The 11,777-nt window shown below is 67.8% G+C and carries 14 protein-coding genes; 6 read left to right on the top strand and 8 right to left on the bottom strand.

What is annotated here, in order from left to right; translation table 11 throughout:
• The 3 genes from AC0HS0_RS07585 to AC0HS0_RS07575 form a co-directional block, all read left to right on the top strand.
• The coding region (locus AC0HS0_RS07585) for a DUF4383 domain-containing protein (protein ID WP_472962880.1) at window positions 1–185 on the top strand (185 nt) is incomplete at its 5' end.
• A gap of 31 nt (window positions 186–216) precedes the next feature.
• Window positions 217–726 (top strand): hypothetical protein, encoded by a 510-nt coding sequence (locus tag AC0HS0_RS07580; RefSeq protein WP_472962879.1) that lies wholly within the window; start codon window positions 217–219, stop codon window positions 724–726.
• Window positions 727–794: 68 nt separating this feature from the next.
• A complete protein-coding gene (locus AC0HS0_RS07575) occupies window positions 795–1,445 on the top strand; it encodes a biliverdin-producing heme oxygenase (RefSeq protein WP_472962878.1) in 651 nt (216 codons plus the stop codon).
• A gap of 24 nt (window positions 1,446–1,469) precedes the next feature.
• On the opposite strand, the gene AC0HS0_RS07570 is transcribed toward AC0HS0_RS07575, so the two are convergent.
• Window positions 1,470–1,823: an FHA domain-containing protein gene (locus AC0HS0_RS07570; RefSeq protein WP_472962876.1), complete on the bottom strand. Its 354-nt coding sequence runs from the start codon at window positions 1,821–1,823 to the stop codon at window positions 1,470–1,472.
• Between the two features lie 96 nt (window positions 1,824–1,919).
• On the bottom strand, window positions 1,920–3,224 hold the full coding sequence (locus AC0HS0_RS07565; RefSeq protein WP_472962875.1) for an ATP-dependent DNA helicase: 1,305 nt from the start codon (window positions 3,222–3,224) through the stop codon (window positions 1,920–1,922).
• 91 nt (window positions 3,225–3,315) lie between these two features.
• Here AC0HS0_RS07565 and AC0HS0_RS07560 point away from each other — a divergent pair, with 91 nt between their 5' ends.
• The gene (locus AC0HS0_RS07560) at window positions 3,316–4,353 is read left to right on the top strand and encodes a hypothetical protein (RefSeq protein ID WP_472962874.1); all 1,038 of its coding nucleotides are present in this window, start codon (window positions 3,316–3,318) and stop codon (window positions 4,351–4,353) included.
• 27 nt (window positions 4,354–4,380) lie between these two features.
• Here the strand turns inward: AC0HS0_RS07560 and AC0HS0_RS07555 are convergent, their stop codons facing one another.
• From AC0HS0_RS07555 to AC0HS0_RS07530, 6 genes are all read right to left on the bottom strand, one after another.
• Entirely contained in the window at window positions 4,381–6,354 is a 1,974-nt protein-coding gene (locus AC0HS0_RS07555) for a bifunctional copper resistance protein CopD/cytochrome c oxidase assembly protein (RefSeq protein WP_472962873.1), read from the bottom strand.
• A gap of 128 nt (window positions 6,355–6,482) precedes the next feature.
• Window positions 6,483–6,767, bottom strand: coding sequence for an HU family DNA-binding protein (locus tag AC0HS0_RS07550; protein WP_055922178.1), 285 nt, complete (start codon window positions 6,765–6,767; stop codon window positions 6,483–6,485).
• 261 nt (window positions 6,768–7,028) lie between these two features.
• A complete protein-coding gene (rpsN, locus tag AC0HS0_RS07545) occupies window positions 7,029–7,334 on the bottom strand; it encodes a 30S ribosomal protein S14 (RefSeq protein ID WP_179604180.1) in 306 nt (101 codons plus the stop codon).
• Window positions 7,335–7,336: 2 nt separating this feature from the next.
• Complete coding sequence (gene rpmG / locus AC0HS0_RS07540; RefSeq protein ID WP_055922173.1) at window positions 7,337–7,504, bottom strand: 50S ribosomal protein L33; 168 nt, start codon at window positions 7,502–7,504, stop codon at window positions 7,337–7,339.
• Window positions 7,505–7,506: 2 nt separating this feature from the next.
• Window positions 7,507–7,743 (bottom strand): 50S ribosomal protein L28, encoded by a 237-nt coding sequence (gene rpmB, locus AC0HS0_RS07535; protein ID WP_047561095.1) that lies wholly within the window; start codon window positions 7,741–7,743, stop codon window positions 7,507–7,509.
• Between the two features lie 180 nt (window positions 7,744–7,923).
• The gene (locus tag AC0HS0_RS07530; protein WP_472962872.1) at window positions 7,924–9,720 is read right to left on the bottom strand and encodes a DUF4012 domain-containing protein; all 1,797 of its coding nucleotides are present in this window, start codon (window positions 9,718–9,720) and stop codon (window positions 7,924–7,926) included.
• Window positions 9,721–9,838: 118 nt separating this feature from the next.
• Between AC0HS0_RS07530 and AC0HS0_RS07525 the strand changes: the two genes are divergently transcribed.
• Entirely contained in the window at window positions 9,839–11,221 is a 1,383-nt protein-coding gene (locus tag AC0HS0_RS07525) for a hypothetical protein (RefSeq protein WP_472962871.1), read from the top strand.
• 55 nt (window positions 11,222–11,276) lie between these two features.
• Window positions 11,277–11,777, top strand: a 501-nt coding sequence (locus tag AC0HS0_RS07520) for a hypothetical protein (protein ID WP_472962870.1), incomplete at its 3' end; no start/stop codon positions are given.

Raw genomic sequence — 11,777 nt, 5'->3', positions numbered from 1 at the left:
ACATCACCGTCGGCGCCGTCTACCTGCTGCTCGGCATCGTCGGCTTCTTCCTGGTCGGCACGGCGGCGAATATCCTCGCCCTGAACACCCCCGACCACTTCCTGCACCTGGTGAGCGCGATCGTGCTCCTCGGCGTCGGTCTCGGCGCCGAGCGGACCGTGCGCGCCACATCGGCGACCGCCTGACCGACAGGCCACGGCTCTTCCCATGAGCAGGATGTCGAGGTCCGTCCCGGTCGCTCCGGCGACCCGGGCGGTCCTTGCCGTGGCCGCGCTGGGGGCCGGGCTGCTGCACGCAGCCGTGGCCCCCGGCGCCCCTCTGCCGCTGCTGCTGGTGCTGTGCGGCGTCGCCGGGGCCGAGCTGGCCTGGGCGGTCTTCGCGCTCGCCAGAGACCGGCCTCCGCTGTTCCCACTGGTCCCCGCGCTGGCCCTCGCGCCGCTCGGTCTCTGGGCCGCGCTCGCGATCGTCGGCGCGACGGCGTCGTCGGGAACGGTGCTCGTGCTGCCTCTCGCCCCGATGGGCGCCGCCTCCCTTCTCGATCTCGCCGTCGCCGCCGCCTCGGCGGTGGTCCTGCGGCGTCCGAGGCCGCCGCGCCGGGCGAGCGGCGCGCTGCGGTTCGTCTGCGCCCTCGCGGTGAGCGCGTGCGCAGTCTGCGCGGTGACCATTCCGGCGCTCGGTGCGACCGACGCCGGAGTCGCAGCCGTCACCGTGCACCATCACCACTGATCGCGAGGTTGACGCCACCGCGGGCCCACGCCAGACTTAGGTGAGCCTTACCTGATCCGGAGACCATCGTGGCCGAACCGATCCCCTTCTCACAGGCGCTCCGCGAGCGCACCCGCACCGTGCACGAGCAGAGCGAAGGCGCGACCTTCATGCAAGACCTCATGAGCGGCAAGGGCAGCCGCGAGGACTACGTCAACCTCCTCACGCAGCACTGGTACATCTACGACGCGCTCGAGGAGGCCGCCGGCTTGCTCGCCGACGATCCTGTCGCCACTCTTTTCATCAGCCCGAAGTTGACGCGCCTTCCCGCGATCGAAGCCGACCTCGAGTTCCTCATCGGCGACGACTGGCGCGACCGCGTCACCGCGCTTTCGAGCACCCTGCGCTACACGGCCCGAATCCGAGAGGTCGGCAGCAGCTGGCCAGGAGGCTTCGTCGCCCACCACTACACGCGGTACCTCGGCGACCTGTCCGGCGGCCAGATCATCCGCACGCTCCTCCAGCGCCAGTACGGCTTCGAGACCAACGGCGTCGGCTTCTACCTGTTCAACGACATCGCCAAGCCGAAAGTCTTCAAAGACGTCTACCGGGCGCAACTCGACGCCGTCGACTGGACGGACGAAGAGCGCGACCGCGTCATCGCCGAGGTCGCGCTGGCGTTCCGGTTCAACACGGAGCTGTTCGACGGCCTCGCGGCATCGAAGGCCGCCGCGGCCTGATCGCCGGCGCGGGTCAGTACCCGCTCAGCGCCGGCTGAGCGCGAACGACGCGTTGCCGAAGCGCACGATCGACCCGGGGTCGACCTCGTGGCGGGTGTTGGGGTCGCAGGCGAAGGTGCCATCGCCGGGGTAGCTGATCGTCGTCCCGTTGGCCGAACCGAGATCCATCACCCAGAACACGCCGTCGTACTGGCCGAAGGCGAGGTGGGCGCGCGAGACCGACTTGGCGTCGTCCGACACGGTCACCAGCTCGACGTGCGCCGGGTCGTCGAACTCGGTGCCCGGCGTGTGCGATGCCGGATTGCGTCCGACGACCCCGTTGCCCGACGTCTCGACGTGCTGCCCGTCGCTCAGATCCAGCGCGAACATGACCGCCATCCGCTTCTCCTTCCGCCGACGCCGCGAGGCGCCTCGCTCAGCATGCCACGACCCGCCTGTGATCCCTAGAGCGCAGACGCACGAAGGCGCCGAGGCTCAGTCCGACGCCACCGGAACCCGCGCCGGCCGGGCGTCGCGCATGAAGCGCTCGACGTCCGGGTCGACGGTGATGTCGCTCGGGCGCAGCGGGCGGGTCAGATACAGCCCGTCGAGGCTCGTGATGCGGCTGAGTGCCACGTAGGTCTGCCCGGAGGTGAACGCGCGCGAGCCGAGGTCGACGATCGCCGCGTCGTAGGTCTTGCCCTGCGACTTGTGGATGGTGACCGCCCAGGCGAGCCGCAGCGGGAACTGCGTGAATTCGGCTACGACGTCCTTGGTGAGCTTCTTGGTCTCGGGGGAGTAGCTGTAGCGGAACTTCTCCCAGATCGCCGGCTCGACCTCGTGCACCTCGCCGTCGACCTCCACGTAGACATTCGAGTCGATACGCGTCACGGTGCCGATGGTGCCGTTGACCCAGCGCGGGCCGTCGCCCTGCCCCACGTCGTTGCGCAGGAACATCACCTGGGCGCCGACCTTCAGTTCGAGCACCTCGTCTGCCGGGTAGTTCCTCCCGCCGAAATCGCCGCTCACCTCCGCTTTCGCGGTCAGCGGGCGACCCGGAAGCCGCTCGAGGGCCTGAGCATTGATGCGATTGACCGTGTCGTTGCGGGTCGCCAGCGTGATCGTGCCGTCGTCGGGAGCCGGCCGAGCGCCCACGGAGTTGAGCCGGTCGGCGATCTCCTTGGTCACCTGGCCGTGACGCACCGCGTTGAGCATGTAGCGGAAGTCGGACTCGTGCTGGCGGTGCACCTGCAGCAGCTCCACGATGTGGAGGTCGGCCTCCTGCCAGATCTTGGCATCGAAGAACCACATCGAGCGGTAAGTGTCGCTGAAGTAGGCGCGCTCCTCGTGGTCGCCCGGCACCGGCGCCAGCTGGTACGGGTCGCCGAACAGCACCACCTGCACGCCGCCGAACGGTTCCTTCGCCCGCTGCCTCGCCTGGCGGAGGCTGCGGTCCACCGCATCCATCAGGTCGGCGTTGACCATCGAGACCTCGTCGATGACGATCGTGTCGATGCTGTTGAGGAGCTTGCGCAGCTCGCTGGTCTGGTCGATGTCGTGGTCGGCGATGACACCGATCGGCAGTTTGAACAGCGAGTGGATGGTCTGGCCGCCGACGTTGAGCGCGGCCACGCCCGTGGGGGCGGCGATCACGATCGACTTCTCGGTGTTCCACGAGAGGTGGTTGAGGAGCGTCGACTTGCCGGTGCCGGCGCGGCCCGTGACGAAGACGTGGTCGCGGGTGTGCTCGATCAGCTCGAACACCGCGCGCTGCTCGGACGAGAGCGAGAGTCCGGCCATCGGCGTTCCCTTCCCTCGCGACCTGCCGAACTACTCTAACGCGGGCGCCATCGGTGCGGACGGTTATCCACACCCCCCTAGGATGGCGTCTATGGGAGGGGTCGGCGAGCGTCGTGCCGTGGGGCCGGTGCTGCTGTGGTCCGGCCTCGGCGTGCTGCTCATCGCGGCGTTCCTGGCGGCTCTCGGCGCGGTTCAGCGCGCGTACTACACTCCGGAGGGATTCGTCTCGGCGTACCTGTCGTCGCTGGCGTCCCACGACCTCCCCGGGGCGATGTCGATGCCGGGTGCGGCGCCGACGAAGGCGGCGCTGACCAGGGCCGGGCTCCCCGCCGGGGCTTCCATCGAATTGCTGCGCTCCGACCTGCTGCCGGCTTTCTCGAGCATCCGGGTCGACCCGGCCGCGGCCTCCGGCGATCGTCGCACCGTGACCGCGCATCTGGTGGCGGACGGCCGGCCCGTCACGACGACCTTCGACGTGCGCCAGACCGGCGCGGTCTTCGGCTTCCTCCCGACCTGGGAGTTCGCGACGACGCCGGTCGGGGTCGCGCACATCACCGTCGCGCACGCCAAGACCTTCACTATTGGCGGCCATACGGTGAGCCCGCTCGCTGCGGACCCGAGCCAGCCGGCGTCGGCCTTCAGTGTCGCCGCAGACTATCTGGTCCCGGCGCCGGCGGTGTACGAGCTCGACCACACCTCCCGCTACCTCGAGGCCGAGTCGGTACGGGTGCAGGCCGCGTCCGGTCGAGTCGTCGACGTCACGGTCGACGCGCAGCCCGACGCCGCATTCACGAGCGCGGTGCAGAAGGAGCTGAACGGCTTCTTGGACGAGTGCGCGAAGCAGCAGGTGCTCCAGCCGGCCGGGTGCCCGTTCGGGGTGGTCATCGACGACCGCGTGCAGGGCGTGCCCACGTGGAAGATGGCGCAGTACCCGCAGGTCCACCTGGTGCCGGGGACGACCTCCTGGACCATGTCGCAGGCCGTCGGCATCGTGCACTTGTCTGTGACCGTTCAGTCGATCTTCGACGGCACGGTCGAGCATCGCGAGTCGGACGAGAAGTTCGGGGTCTCGCTGACCAGCGTCGTCATCCGGCCCGACGGGTCGCTCGACATCGTCGTGGGGGAGTAGGCGCCGCGGAGCAGCCCCCGGCCGCGGCTACCGCTGCGCTGTGCCGTCGCGCGCGGCGAGGCGGGCGAGCTGCTCGTTGTAGGCCTTCAGCTCCGCCTCGCCCGTGCGGTCGGCGTTGCGGTCGCGCCGCTTGGTCTCGCGCTCGTCGCTGCGGCTCCACTGGATCGCCACAACGATCGCCAGGATGACCGTGGGGATCTCACCGACGCTCCACGCGATACCGCCACCGGTCTGCTGGTCGACCAGAGGCGTGGCGCCCCAGGTGCGTCCCATCGCCCCGAACCAGTCGGCGAGCAGGAGGCCGTGCATCTGCATGATCGACAGGCCGAAGAAGGCGTGGAACGCCATCGTCCCGAGCAGCAGCAGCAGGCGGAACGGGTACGGCAGCCGGTACTTCACCGGGTCGATGCCGATCAGTGACTGCACGAACAGGTAGCCCGTGATGAGGAAGTGCACGACCATCCACTCGTGCCCGATGTGGTCGGTCGCCGCCCAGCGGATCAGCGGCGTGTAGTAGAAGGCCCACAACGATCCGGCGAACAGTCCGGCCGCGACGAGCGGGTGCGAGATGATCGCGGCGAACCGCGAGTGCACGGCGAGCAGGATCCACTCGCGACCACCGCGCGAGCCGTCCTGGCGCTTGCGGATCGCGCGCGCCGCGAGCGTCACCGGGGCGCCGGGCACGAGCAGCAGCGGAACCGCCATCGTCAGCACCATGTGCGCCGACATGTGCGCCGAGAAGAGGTACTTCTCGTAGACGTTGACGCCGCCGTTGGTGATGTAGAAGAGCAGCACGATGCCGAGCACCCACAGGATGGTGCGGTGGATCGGCCAGCTGTCGCCCCGGCGGTGCAGCCTCCACACCCCGGCGAGGTAGAAGAAGAGCGCGAACGCGCAGCCGAGCACCCAGAGCAGGTCGAAGTTCCAGGTCGTGAACAGTCGGCCCCAGGTGAGTTCGGGAGGCAGCTTGTCGCCGGTCAGGATCTCCGCGGGCGTCGGTGTCGCCGCGCGCGTCTGCGGCACAGGCGTGACCGTGCGTGCGAGCGCGGCCGCGACGCCGGAGGCGATGCCCATGAACGCGAGCTCCGCGGTGACGATCCACCAGAACGTGCGGCCCTCGCCCAGCCGCTTGAGCCGGTCGATGAGGACGCGGCGCTGCATGAGCCCGAACAACCCGAGAACGACGAGCGCGGCCACCTTGACGAGCACGAGGATGCCGTAGGGCGTCGCCAGCTCGGCCAGCGTGCCGACCCGCAGTTCCGCGTTGACGTAGCCGGAGGCCGCGACGACGATGAAGCAGATCAGGGCGATGCTGGAGTACCGCTCGAGCACGGTCACCAGCCGGCCGCCGCCGAGCGTGTTCTTGACGACGATGAGGGTGACCAGTCCGCCCAGCCAGATCGCGGCGAAGAGCACGTGCAGCCCGAACGAGGTGACCGCGGCGTCGTGGCCGGCCGCCTCCGAGCTGTGCCCCTGCTGCGCCATCGGGATGACGGCGCACATGGCCAGCACCGCGACGAACGCGATGGCGGTCTGATTGCGGACCGCGAAGCACAAGACGGTGACTGCGGCCGCGATCAGGGTGATGCCGAGCCAGGCCTGACCGAGCGAGACGCTGGTGACGAACGAGCTCAGCCCGTTGGTGAACGTCTCGTCGAACGACCACGGCACGTTCGAGACGCTGACGAAGGTGAACAGGCCGGTGATCGCGGAGGCCACCGTCATGACCGCGGCGCATGCTGCGGCGAAGTCGAGCGCCAGCCCGTACTCGCGCTTGTCGGAGGTGAACGCGAAGCACGCGAGCACGAGTGCGCCGACTGTCCCGGACAGGCTGAGGTTGACGATAAGGGTCGAGATCGGGAGGCCCCACCGCACGAGCGCACCCGGGTCGAGGAGCAGAGGCGCAGCGGCTCCTCCACCGAACGCGAGGGCCGCCACGACGGAGGCGAGAGCGGCCGCCAGCAGGGCAGCGGGACCGATCACGCGGAGAACTCGGGGCACCCGTCAAGCCTACGTCTCCGCCGCTGTACGCCTGCCCACAGGGGCAGCGGCGACCTCCCGCCCGAACCAACGGAACGGGGGCGGCGCCGCATTCGCGACGCCGCCCCCGTGGAGCCTGTGCAGGCTGGTTACTTGACGGCAGCCTTGAGCTTCGAGCCCGCGGTCAGCTTGACGCGGTGGCCGGCCGGGATCGAGATCTCCTCGCCGGTCTGCGGGTTGCGGCCGGTGCGCGCGGCGGTCTCGGTGCGCTCGGCGGCGAGCCAGCCGGGGATGGTGACCTTGCCGCCACCCTTGACCGTGTCGCTGATCGTGGCGAAGAACGCGTCGACGACGCTCGAGACGGTGGCCTGGCTCTGACCCGACGCAGCAGCGACGGCAGCGACGAGCTCGGTCTTGTTCAGGTTGTCAGCCATTGAGTGTCCTCCTCGGACCTTGTGCTGGTAATTCAGCTATCTTGTGGAACGGTTGAGGCCACGGGGGCCATTACGTTTGGTCGGTCGACCGCCTCGAATGTATCAGAATCGCCCGGAAACACGCGGATTCTCGCGGATTTTCGACGGGTTCCCACGGCGCATCCAGGCCCGAAGGGGGTTCGAACACGACGAAGGGGCGCCCGGCGGATGCCGGACGCCCCTCCAAAGGGTGTCGCGAGTGCTCTTCAGCTAGTGAAGGGCTTACCAGCTCGACTTGGTGATGCCGGGCAGCTCGCCACGGTGCGCCATGTCGCGGAAGCGGACACGCGAGATACCGAACTTGCTGAGGTTTCCGCGCGGGCGGCCGTCGACCGCGTCGCGGTTGCGCACGCGGATCGGCGAAGCGTCGCGGGGAAGCTTCTGCAGGCCGACGCGGGCGGCCTCGCGGGACTCGTCGGTGCCGTTCGGGTCGACGAGGGCCTTCTTGAGCTCGGCGCGCTTGGCGGCGTAGCGCTCGACGATGACCTTGCGCTGCTCGTTCTTGGCGATCTTGGACGTCTTGGCCATGTTTAGCGCTCCTCTCGGAAGTCGACGTGCTTGCGCACGATGGGGTCGTACTTCTTGAGCACGAGACGGTCGGGGTCGTTGCGGCGGTTCTTCTTGGTCACGTAGGTGTAACCGGTGCCCGCCGTCGAACGGAGCTTGATGATCGGACGGATGTCCTGCTGCTTCGCCATTGTTAGATCTTCTCCCCACGGGCCAGGAGGTCCTTGACCACGGACTCGATGCCACGGGCGTCGATGACCTTGATGCCCTTGGCGCTCAGCGTCAGGGTGACGTTACGACGAAGAGACGGGACGTAGTACGTCTTCTTCTGGATGTTCGGGTCGAACCGGCGCTTCGTGCGACGGTGCGAGTGCGAGATGTTGTGACCGAAGCCGGGGGTGGCTCCTGTCACCTGGCACACTGCTGCCATGCTTTCTTCTCCAATACCGTGATGCCGGACGGCATCACCCAAGGTCACTTGTCGGCGCACGACTTCCCGGTCTTTTCAGTCTGGGGTTTCGTACACGGCTAACGGAGTGGGAGGAGCCCACTCAGCCAAACATCCATGCTACGGCACGGAAGGTCGCGCGGCCAAATCGGGGTCGGAGGGCTACTTGGTCGGCCAGGTGCCGCAGTCGAGCGTTCCGGAGGTGACGGCGGTGGGGGTGACGGCCGGCGTGACCGTCGCGGCGAGCCCGCGGAGGTCCTTGTGCGGGGCGACGAGGTCGAAGGTCACGGTCGCCGATTCACCGGGGAGCATGCTCACCGTCGTCTGCGGCACCACGTAGTCCCCGTCGCTGCCGGTGGGTTCTCCGCCGGGAGTCACGCCCGCGACGGTGTACCCCTTCGGCGCGTACGTCAGCACGCGCAGCTTGATGTGGTTGTCCTTCGGGGCGACGTACTCCGGTAGCCGTGCGCTCTTCGGCGCAGTGTTGGTCAGAGTGACCGTGACCCGCACATCCGCACTGCCGCCGGCCGTGCAGACCGCCTGGGAGAGCTGCACGCTCTGCTTGAGATAGACCGCCATCTTGGAAGGCGTGACGTCGCGGAAGTAGACCCCGAGCCCGTCCGTCTTCGCCGTGCTGGCGGGGGGCGCCCCGAGGAACGACGACGCCTCGATCGCCTTCTGCTCGGCAGGGTCGTCGCTCCACAGCAGGATGCGGTGCTCCTTGGACTCGGCGGTGATGAACGCCCCGAGCTTCTTGGGATCGACATCGCCTGAGAGCAGCTTGCCGAACACGGCGGCGGAGAGTGCCTCGTTGATCTGGTCGACCTCTGCCGCACTGTACTTCTGGTAGACACCGATGAGCAGGGTGCTGATGGCGTTGGCACTGGTGAGCTGCGACCCGTCCGGGAGAGCGATCGGCCCTGTGACCGCTAGGAAACGCGCGAGCGCGACCGTGTCGACGGAGACCATCCCGTTGAGATCGACGCCCTTCGCCTGCTTCCACATCTGCTTGGCGATCGCATACGACGTGGAGAACCGCGGAGTCTCGGCGAGGTTCTGCACGTACATCCCGAGGCTGTGCGGGTAGAGCGCCAGGGCGTCCTGCGGCAGCTCGAGCACAGGCGCGTCGTACATGGGGAAGTCGGTGGGGGCCGCGGACGCCTGATCGACGAGCTGGATCGCGCCGTTCTCGACGTGGATGACGGCCATCGAACCGACGGTCCCTCCGGCCGGCATGAGCTCGCCGTTGTTCTGGAACACGAGGAGGTAGTTGCGCGGACCGTTGGCGCCGAGTGCCGCAGGTGCGATGCTCAGCAGTTGGTCGGCAGACCGCAGCTGCGCGGCCACAGGGGTGAGCATCGACTGCAGCTGAGTCTTCGCCGCGGCCACTTGCGGTACCGCTCCGCTCGTGTTCAGCGCCCTGAGCCGTGTGAGCGCGGAGTCGATCGACGTGGTGGCCTTGCCGACCGCCACATGCAGCTTGCTGAGCGCCGCGACGTCGATGCGCCCGTTCACCGGCTTCAGCGCCTCCAGGGAGATCGACCCGTCGATGTCGACGAGCGGCCGGATCGCCGTGGTCACGATGTTGTCGGTCTCCGCGGCGACCGCCCGGGTGACGGAGAGGTTCGGACCGACACCGGGGAGCAGCTCCACGGCTCGCCAGACCGGGTCGCTCGTGAGGCTCGCGGCCTTCTCGACACGTGGGGCGAGCTGGGCGTATGTGGCCTTGGCCCCGACGGAGTCCTGGGCGAGTACCTGCGACTTCAGCTTGGTCACGAGTGGCATCGCGCCATCGAGCTGCTGCTTGGCCTGGAGGCCGCGGATACCGATCCAGGCGGCGACCGCCACGCCGATCACGACCACCGCCACTATGAGCCAGACCCACCAGCGGGCGTACCAGCGGCGGGCGCGCCCCCGCGTAGGCCGCAGGGAACGGCGGGAGGAGGCTTCGGCGGTCATCCGCTTCATTCAAGCAGAGAGACCTGAAAACACTTGCATTTTCGTTGGGCGCGACCGTCTCGCGCGCTGCAGCGGCTCAACGGCCGGGGGTCCCTGGCGTAGCGGCTAGAATTCGGGGGTGCAGAAGACGGGCGGGAGCGTCACGATCTCCGGGCGAGGGTTCGTCTATGTCCCGCTCGGTGTGATCGCGTACGCCCTCGTGCTGCAATGGGTCTATTCAGTTCTCGTATCACCGAGTTTCTCGTACCTCGGCGCACGCTACGCCGAGCCCGATCTGGGCATCTCCGCACTATCGATCGTCATCGCCATCATCACGACGCTCTTCCTCCCCTCAAGGGTCGAAAAGGGGTCGTCGTTCGTGTTGTGGCTTCTCATGGTCATCGCTGTGCTGCCGACGATTCTGATGGCGCCGTACACGGACTACCTGGATGCCGGGTCGGCGATCGCCCTCGGCAGCGTGGTGGCCGTCACCTTCATCGGGGTCAGCCTGGGCTTGCGCGGCACCAACCGACCGCTGGGCTGGTCGGTGTCGCCCACGTCGTTCTGGCTCGTGCTCATCGTTTTCTCACTCGTCACGTACTCGCTCCTGGCGTTCACGGGCGGGCTGTCATTCAAATTCCTGAACCTGCTGGACGTCTACAGCGTGCGCGACGCGTTCAATGACAACGCGGACAGCGTCGGGGGCGTCCTCAGCTACCTGATCTTCACTCAGGCGAACGTCGTCAATCCCGCGATCTTCGCACGTGGGGTGTTCGCCCGCCGGCCGCTTTATGTGGTGTTCGCCGTGGTCGGTCAGATGATCCTCTACTCCAGCGGCGGATTCAAAACCTTCATCCTCGCGATTCCCGCCTGGGTGGTCGTAGCTTTTCTGCTGCGCCGACGCCAGCGATCGTTCGACGGTCAATGGTTGGTCTGGGCGACCGCAGCACTGATGCTGGTGAACGCGCTCGTCGACCAGGTCGTGGGGTCGAACGTCTTCACTTCGCTGCTTTCTCGCCGATTCATCATCACGCCCGGCCTCCTGTCGTCCGTCTGGGTGAACTTCTTCAGCGAGAATCCGCAAGCACACCTCAGCTACTCGATTCTCAGGCCGTGGCTGCAGTATCCGTACGATCTGCGACCTCCGAACCTGATCGGGCAGTACATGGCCAATCTCCCGACGATGGGCGCTAACGCAAATCTGTTCGCCGACGGATTCGGGAACTTCGGGTACGCCGGAATAGTTGGCGCGGGAATCGTCCTGCTGATCTATCTGCGGTTGCTGGACCGCGCCACGGTAGGGCTCCCTCTGGGCTTCGTCGGCGTCGTCATGACCCTGTTGGCCGTGACGCTCTCCAACACGTCTATTCTCACGGCGATGTTCACGCACGGCCTGGTGGCGGCCTTCCTGCTGCTGGCACTGTGTCCTCGAGATTTCTCCCCTCGAGCGCAGCGCGCGGCCCGATCGACGCCGGGATTGGCGATTCCACAGACGTTCGCTCCCGAACGATCTCTCAGGTGACGCCTCGGGAGCACTCAGGTCGTTCACGAAGAACCGCGGAGTAGGCTCCACGGCTGTGGAAGGGAATCGCACCGTCGGGCAGTGGATCCGCACTTGGAGCGTGATCACTGTCGTGGCGGTGCTCGCGGCGACAGCATGCGTCATCGCCGCCAACAGCTTCGGCGGCTCTCCCGACGTTCACCGTCACGAATCTGCGTCCACCCCTTCCGCGCGCCCCCCGATCGCCGCCACGCCCGCACCCAGTTCGCCTGTGGTCACGAGCGATGCGGGATTCCCGAACCTCGACGCCGCGATCGTGGCGACCCCGGTCGGCGGGACGCTGCGCGTGACGCGGGCCTGGACGCGCGCCGACACGCTCGAGGTGACGAAGAGTCTGACGATCCAGTTCACGAGTGGGTCGATCACCCAGACCACCGACAAGGACGCCCTCGACGTGATGGCGGACCACGTGACCCTCGAGAATCCGACGCTTCGCGGGGTCGGCTCGTCCGCGCCGGGCTTCGCGGCTGCGGTCCGCGCCGCCGGAACCACGGCCGCTCCGGTGCAAGATCTCCGA

The sequence above is a fragment of the Leifsonia sp. PARNA 1/14 genome (genome assembly GCF_055720965.1).
This window is presented reverse-complemented; position numbering and strand designations above follow the sequence as displayed.

Coding starts and splice junctions, on each gene's coding strand:
- AC0HS0_RS07580 (WP_472962879.1), top strand. CDS start 217: ATGTCGAGGTCCGTCCCGGTCGCTCCGGCGACCCGGGCGGTCCTTGCC.
- AC0HS0_RS07570 (WP_472962876.1), bottom strand. CDS start 1,823: ATGGCGGTCATGTTCGCGCTGGATCTGAGCGACGGGCAGCACGTCGAG.
- AC0HS0_RS07565 (WP_472962875.1), bottom strand. CDS start 3,224: ATGGCCGGACTCTCGCTCTCGTCCGAGCAGCGCGCGGTGTTCGAGCTG.
- AC0HS0_RS07560 (WP_472962874.1), top strand. CDS start 3,316: ATGGGAGGGGTCGGCGAGCGTCGTGCCGTGGGGCCGGTGCTGCTGTGG.
- AC0HS0_RS07550 (WP_055922178.1), bottom strand. CDS start 6,767: ATGGCTGACAACCTGAACAAGACCGAGCTCGTCGCTGCCGTCGCTGCT.
- rpsN (WP_179604180.1), bottom strand. CDS start 7,334: ATGGCCAAGACGTCCAAGATCGCCAAGAACGAGCAGCGCAAGGTCATC.
- rpmG (WP_055922173.1), bottom strand. CDS start 7,504: ATGGCGAAGCAGCAGGACATCCGTCCGATCATCAAGCTCCGTTCGACG.
- rpmB (WP_047561095.1), bottom strand. CDS start 7,743: ATGGCAGCAGTGTGCCAGGTGACAGGAGCCACCCCCGGCTTCGGTCAC.
- AC0HS0_RS07530 (WP_472962872.1), bottom strand. CDS start 9,720: ATGACCGCCGAAGCCTCCTCCCGCCGTTCCCTGCGGCCTACGCGGGGG.